Source organism: Streptomyces alkaliphilus, from assembly GCF_014141535.1.
Taxonomy (GTDB): Bacteria; Actinomycetota; Actinomycetes; order Streptomycetales; family Streptomycetaceae; genus Streptomyces; species Streptomyces alkaliphilus.
In genome coordinates, this window is record NZ_VKHT01000199.1 from 1 (window position 1) to 6510 (window position 6510).

6 protein-coding genes are annotated in these 6510 nt (G+C 72.3%); 3 read left to right on the plus strand and 3 right to left on the minus strand.

What is annotated here, in order from left to right; translation table 11 throughout:
* The 3 genes from FNQ90_RS09050 to FNQ90_RS09060 all read left to right on the plus strand — a co-directional run.
* Positions 1-472, plus strand: a 472-nt coding sequence (locus FNQ90_RS09050; protein WP_182605890.1) for a glycosyltransferase, incomplete at its 5' end; no start/stop codon positions are given.
* Between the two features lie 132 nt (positions 473-604).
* Entirely contained in the window at positions 605-3682 is a 3078-nt protein-coding gene (locus FNQ90_RS09055) for a carbohydrate binding domain-containing protein (RefSeq protein WP_182605891.1), read from the plus strand.
* A gap of 292 nt (positions 3683-3974) precedes the next feature.
* The gene (locus tag FNQ90_RS09060; RefSeq protein ID WP_182605892.1) at positions 3975-4772 is read left to right on the plus strand and encodes an HNH endonuclease family protein; all 798 of its coding nucleotides are present in this window, start codon (positions 3975-3977) and stop codon (positions 4770-4772) included.
* A 48-nt stretch (positions 4773-4820) separates the two neighbouring features.
* On the opposite strand, the gene FNQ90_RS09065 is transcribed toward FNQ90_RS09060, so the two are convergent.
* From FNQ90_RS09065 to FNQ90_RS09070, 3 genes are all read right to left on the minus strand, one after another.
* Positions 4821-5000 (minus strand): hypothetical protein, encoded by a 180-nt coding sequence (locus FNQ90_RS09065; protein ID WP_182605893.1) that lies wholly within the window; start codon positions 4998-5000, stop codon positions 4821-4823.
* The gene (locus FNQ90_RS28660) at positions 4978-5070 is read right to left on the minus strand and encodes a primase-helicase zinc-binding domain-containing protein (RefSeq protein ID WP_368733042.1); all 93 of its coding nucleotides are present in this window, start codon (positions 5068-5070) and stop codon (positions 4978-4980) included. Before FNQ90_RS28660 ends, FNQ90_RS09065 begins: the two co-directional genes overlap by 23 nt.
* Positions 5071-5278: 208 nt before the next feature.
* Positions 5279-6510: D-alanyl-D-alanine carboxypeptidase family protein (locus tag FNQ90_RS09070; RefSeq protein ID WP_182605894.1), on the minus strand; the 1232-nt coding region annotated here is incomplete at its 5' end.

Sequence of the window (6510 nt, forward strand, 5' to 3'; positions counted from 1 at the left end):
GGGCGGGATCGCGGCCGTGACCTCCAACGGGGAGTCCTTCGGGATGACCATCGTGGAGGCGATGCGCTGCGGGGTGCCGGTGGTCTCCACCGACTGCCCCTACGGGCCGGGCGAGATCATCACGCACGGGGAGAACGGCGTCCTGGTGCCGATTCCCGAGGGGGTGCGGGGGATCGCACGGGCGCTGCGGCGGCTGATGGACGATCCGGCCGAACGGGCCCGACTGGGCGAGGCGGGTCGGGAGCGGGCCCGGGCGTACGACCCGGAGCGGATCGCCGGGCGCTGGCTGGAGTTGATCGGGGAGTGCGCCGAGCGGCGGCGGGCGGCCGGGAAGTCGGCGGCGGGTCCGGCGGCCCGGGGCGCCGGGCGGCGGTCGGAGCGGGCCGGCGCCCCGGGTGATCCCGCCGAACCCGCCGGCGGGGAGGAAGCGGTCCGTGCACGAGGGGTTCCCGAGCCGGACAACCGTCGCTAACCTCCGGGGTGTTGCAAGCTCTTCCACAAGAACTTGCAACACCCGCCGGACGTTGAGGCGCGCAGCCGACGGCTTTCACCCCCCACCGCCGCCCCTCCCCGGGCGGCACACCGTGAGGAGAGCCGCACCCCGATGTCCCGAACACGGCTGCGCCGACATCCCCTGACCCTGTTGGGCGTCCCCGCCCTGGCCCTGTTGATCGCCCTGCCGGCGCTCGGCACCGGCACCGCGAGCGCCGCGAACACCCCGACCCCCGCGACCTCCGCGACCTCCGCGGGCACGATGGCCGACCCGGCCGGGAGCACCACGACGGTGTTCCACCACACCGGGAGCCGCGACTGGGCCGTCCACCACCTGCACTGGGCGCCCGACGGCGGCTCCTGGACCACCGTGCCCGGCATCGCGATGGAGCCGGCCTGCGATGACTGGGTGAAGACGACCGTGGACCCCGGCCCCGCCGGCGGCCTGCAGGCCACCTTCACCGACGGCGCGGGCCGCTGGGACAACAACGGGGGCCGCGACTACGCCCTGGGCACCGGCACCGTGGCCGTGCGGGACGGCGTGGTCACCCACACCGACCCCTGCGGCACCGACAACGGCCCCGGGGGGCCCGGGGACCCGGACGCCCCGGACCCGGACGGCAACGAGGCGGAGGTGTGGTTCTCCACCGCCGGCCTCGGCTGGAGCGCCGCCAACCTGCACTACCGCCCCGAGGGCGGGTCCTGGACCACCGTGCCCGGCGTCGGCATGACCGAGATCTGCCCCGGCTGGCTGCGCCGCGCCGTGGACCTCGGCACCGCCGAGGGTCTGACCGCCGCCTTCAACAACGGCACCGGCGTATGGGACAACAACAACGGCTCCGACTACCGCATCGGCACCGGCCGCACCACCGTGGCCGACCGCGTGGTCACCCCGAACGCCCCCGAGCCGTGCGCCGACCACGTCCCCGACACCGAGCCGCCCACCGTGCCCACCGGCGTCACCGCGACGGCCGACGGCACCGGCGTCCTGGTGAGCTGGGAACCCTCCGAGGACAACGTGGGGGTGACCGGCTACCGGGTCACCCGCACCGGTGGCCCCGGCGGTACCGGTCCCACCGTGGAGACGGACGTCCGCTCCACGGTGTACGCCGACGCCGGCCTGGCGGAGAACACCACCTACACCTACACCGTGCGGGCGAGGGACGCCGCCGGGAATCTCTCGGCGGCCTCCGAGCCGGCCTCCGCGACCACCGGGCAGGCCCCGCCGCCCGCCGCGGAGGGCGAACCGCTGGGCACCGACCCGCGCGAGGACCCGATCTACTTCGTGATGACCGCCCGCTTCAACGACGGCGACGCGACGAACAACCGGGGCGGCAGCCAACACGAGCGCTCGGGGAACGCCGAGTACGACGACCCGATGTTCCGCGGTGACTTCAAGGGCCTGATCGAGCGTCTGGACTACATCAAGGCCCTCGGTTTCTCGGCGATCTGGATCACCCCCGTGGTCCTCAACCGCTCCGACTACGACTTCCACGGCTACCACGGCTGGGACTTCTACCGGGTGGACCCGCGCCTGGAGTCGGCGGGCGCGACCTACCAGGACCTGATCAACGCCGCGCACGCCAAGGACATGAAGATCTACCAGGACGTGGTCTACAACCACAGCTCCCGGTGGGGTGCGAAGGGCCTGTACACCCCGACCGTCTTCGGCGTCCGCGACGCGCAGTGGGACTGGTACTACGACGAGCCGAACGACGGCTTCGAGTACGACGGCCTGACCGTGGAGCCGAAGTCCGGTAAGTCGTACTGGAACGGCGACCTGTGGTCCACCGAGGAGCCCAGCGGCAACACCTGCGTCAACTGGGGCCGCCCGACCGGCGGGTTCGGCCCCGAGGGGTACCGGCTGTACGACTGCCAGTGGCCGAGCCCGACCTCCGGCATGTTCCCGGCCGAGTACTACCACCAGTGCTGGCTGGGCAACTGGGAGGGCGAGGACTCCCGCAGCTGCTGGATCCACGACGACCTGGCCGACTTCAACACCCAGTCCACCGCCGTGCAGAACTACCTGATCGGCGCGTACAACAAGTACATCGACATGGGCGTGGACGGCTTCCGGGTGGACACCGCCGTGCACGTGCCCCGGGTGATGTGGACCCGGCACTTCCTGCCGGCCATCGAGGAGCGCGTCACCCAACGCTTCGGCGCGGAGAAGGCGCGGAACTTCTTCGTCTTCGGTGAGGTCGCCGCGTTCGTCAACGACAAGTGGAACCGCGGCTCGGTCAACCACTCCGCGCAGTTCTTCACCTGGCAGCCGCGGGTCGAGTACAGCGCGGACGACGCGGTGGCGGTCCTGGAGGAGTACCACCACGAGAACGGGATCGGCACCGCCGGACAGCCCACCTCGAACAACGCCTTCCTGAACGGCAACGAGTACCGCACCCCCGACCACAGCCGGTTCTCCGGCATGCACATCATCGACATGCGCATGCACATGAACTTCGGGGACGCCCACAACGCCTTCCACAACGGCAAGGACTCCGACGACAGCGTCAACGACGCCACCTACAACGTGGTCTACGTGGACAGTCACGACTACGGGCCCAACAAGAGCGGCGAGCGGTACACCGGCGGCACCGACGCGTGGGCCGAGAACATGTCGCTGATGTGGACCTTCCGCGGCATCCCGACGCTGTACTACGGCTCGGAGATCGAGTTCCAGAAGGGGCAGCGGATCGACTGCGGGCCCACCTGTCCGCTGGAGACCACCGGTCGCGCCTACTACGGCGACCACCTCGCGGGCAGCGTCACCGCCGCCGACTTCGGGGTCGTGGCGAACGCCTCCGGCCCGGTCGCCGAGACGCTCTCCCACCCACTGGTGGAGCACGTGCGGCGGCTCAACCGCATCCGCCGGGCGATCCCGGCGCTGCAGAAGGGCCAGTACTCCACGGAGGGGGTGAACGGCGGAATGGCGTACAAGCGCCGGTACACCGACGCCGCCTCCGGGGTGGACAGCTTCGCGCTGGTCACCGTCTCCGGCGGGGCGACCTTCACCGGCATCCCCAACGGCACCTACCGGGACGCCGTCACCGGCGCGAGCCGGACGGTGACCGACGGACGGCTGGAGATCGCCGCGCCGGGCACCGGCAACCTGCGGGTGTACGTCCTGGACCTCGGCGGTGCCAACGCGGCGCCGGGGCGGATCGGCGACGCCGGCCCCTGGCTGCGCTGACCCCGGCGGGCGTCCGGCGCGGGAGCCACCCGCGCCGGGCGCCCCGTCACGCGTTCCGGCGGGACCACCCGTCGGGCACCCGGTTGACCGCCCGGTCGCCCCCGGTTGACCACCCGTCGGACCCGGGGCGCACGGAAGGCGCACGGCCCCGGGGCGAGCCCCCGGGAGCACGACGGTGCGCGGCGCCCGGGCGATCGGAGCACGCCCGCTTGGGGGTCGGGGGGCGGCGGGTACGATCACCGCCGAACGGCGGCGGCGAGGCCGAGGGACGACGAGGAACAGGGGCGGGACGATGAACGACACGCTTGGGCGCGGCACCGGGGAGACCACCGGCACGGAGGGCCCCGCGGGCCGCTCCGGGAGGCGACGGGCCGGAACGGGACGACGCGGCGCGGTGCTCGCCGGTGCCCTGGTCATCGCCCTGGGCGCGGCGCTGACCGGCTGCTCGGACGAGTTCCGGGAGGCCGTGGACGAGGCGCTGAACGAATCCCCGCCCGCGGAGGGGGGCACCGGCGGCTCCGGGGACGGCTCGGTCTCGGACCGGCTGCCCGGCATACCCACCGTCGAGGAGGGGAAGCGGCAGCTCTCCGAGCTGACCGTCGCCGAGCCGGGCTCGATGGCCGGCTACTCGCGCGAGGCGTTCCCGCACTGGATCACCGTCGACGGATGCACCACCCGGCAGACCGTGCTGGAGCGCGACGGCACCGACGTGGTGACCGACGATCGCTGCCAACCGACCTCCGGCGAGTGGTTCAGCCCCTTCGACAACGTCACCCTCACCGAGGCCCGGGACGTGGACATCGACCACATGGTGCCGCTGGCCAACGCCTGGCGCTCGGGCGCCGACTCCTGGACCGACGAGCAGCGCCGGGAGTTCGCCAACGACCTGGAGAACCCGCAGCTCATCGCGGTGAGCGCGAGCTCCAACCGCTCCAAGGGTGACCAGGCCCCCGGCGACTGGGAGCCGGTCGAGGAGTACTGGTGCGAGTACGGTCTGGCCTGGACCGCCACCAAGCACGCCTGGGACCTGACGGTCACCGAGGACGAGCACGCGACGCTCACCGAGATGCTGGACACCTGCGCCGGCTGAGTCGGACCGCACGAGCGTCCGGGCCCGGCGGCGGACACGCCGCCGGGCTCACTGCTGCGAGGGGTACCGCTCCGCCCGGTCCAACGTGGCCGTCAACCGCTCCCAGCGTTCGGCGGCCTCGGGGGTCGGACCCACGGTGAAGTCCGCCGGATCGAGGAAGTCCAGCCGCTCCCGCGTCGCCGGGTCCAGATCCCGCCACGCCGCCTCATCCTGCGGTGACCGCGCCACAGTCATTGCACACCCAGTTGCCGTTGTTCAGCCTGCGTCCGTCGGCCGAGCCGCACGATGGACATCGCATCAACCGCCCCCTCACGCACCCGAGCCGCCGGGAAACCGACTGTAGCGCGCGGGAAGCCCTGCCGGCAGACCCCGAACCCGTGGTGGGAGCGGTGGTGACGTGTTCTCAACGCCCGGGACACACGGCCGCGCCCCGGCGCACACCGCCGGGACGCGAACGCGCCCCGGCTCTCCCGTTCCGGGCGGAACGGGGGAGCCGGGGCGGGACGTCAGCGGATCCGGGTGAGGCGGGCGCCGAAGCCCGGCTCGGTCAGCTCCTCGCCCAACTCCACCGGCACCTCCAGGGCTCCGTCACCGTCACCGACCGTCAGCACGCCCACTCCGGTGCCGGCGGGCGCCGCCGAGGGCACCTCCCCGGCCTCCAGGTTCAGCTCCACGGTCAACCCGGCCCAGCCCGGGGCCGGGACGTCCTCGGCGACCACGATCGGTGTGCGACCGCCGAGCCGGTCGTCCACGTGGCCGACCACCGTCCCCGCCTCCAGCACACTCTCCGTCACCAACTGCTCCTGCGCGAAGCGCATCAGGGCGTCGCCGGCGCTCACCGCGCCGGTCCGGATGGAGTTGTCCGAGGGGTGCGGGGGCTGGGTCAGCACGGCACCGATGATCAACATCGCCTCCCCGTCCACCTCCTGACGCGCGGCGAACAGGAAGTTCCCGCCGGCGTCGGTGCGACTGCCGGTCTTGATGCCCACCACGCCGTTGACCGGCACCAGATAGTTGCCGTTGGAGTAGGAGTTGCCGTACTGGTCGGTGAAGCCCGAGACCCCGACGATCTGTCGGAACACGGCGTCACGCATCACCGCGCGCCCCAACCTCACCTGATCGGCGGCGGTGCTGACGGTCGTCATCTCGTACCCGCTGGGGTCGGTGTAGACGGTGTCCACCATGCCCAGCTCGGCCGCGGCCTCGTTCATCTTCTCGACGAACGCCTCCTGTGACCCGGCGTCCCACCGGGCCAGCAACCAGGCCACGTTGTTGCCCGAGGCGATCATCAGCCCCTGAAGCGCCTCACGCTGGGTGATGGTGTCGCCGGCCCGCAGGTCCACCACGGAGTCGCCGCGCGTCTCCCCGAGCGCGTGGTCGTCCTGGGCCTGTTGGTCGATCGGGATCGTCTCGCCGTCCTCGTCCGGACCCATGGGGTGGTCGCGCAGGATCACGTAGGCGGTCATGGTCTTGGTGACGCTGGCGATCGGCACCGGCGTCTGCTCCCCGAACGTGCCGAAGGTGCCCACGCCGTCGACGTCCAGCGCGCCCTGTCCGGAGGTCGGCCAGGGGACATCGGCGGCGGTGCCCTCGAAGGTGTACCGGTCGGTGACCGTGATCACCGCCTGGGGCACCGGCAGCGGGCGCAGCAACTGCGCCACCACCAGCAGGATGCCCACCAGCACCACCAGCGGCGACCAGATCTTGACCCGGCGCAGCATGGTGCGCAGGGGGGTGG

Excerpts from the sequence above, each read along its gene's own strand:
- FNQ90_RS28660 (WP_368733042.1), bottom strand. The coding sequence starts at position 5,070 with ATGCGATGTCCATCGTGCGGCTCGGCCGACGGACGCAGGCTGAACAAC.
- FNQ90_RS09060 (WP_182605892.1), top strand. The coding sequence starts at position 3,975 with ATGAACGACACGCTTGGGCGCGGCACCGGGGAGACCACCGGCACGGAG.
- FNQ90_RS09055 (WP_182605891.1), top strand. The coding sequence starts at position 605 with ATGTCCCGAACACGGCTGCGCCGACATCCCCTGACCCTGTTGGGCGTC.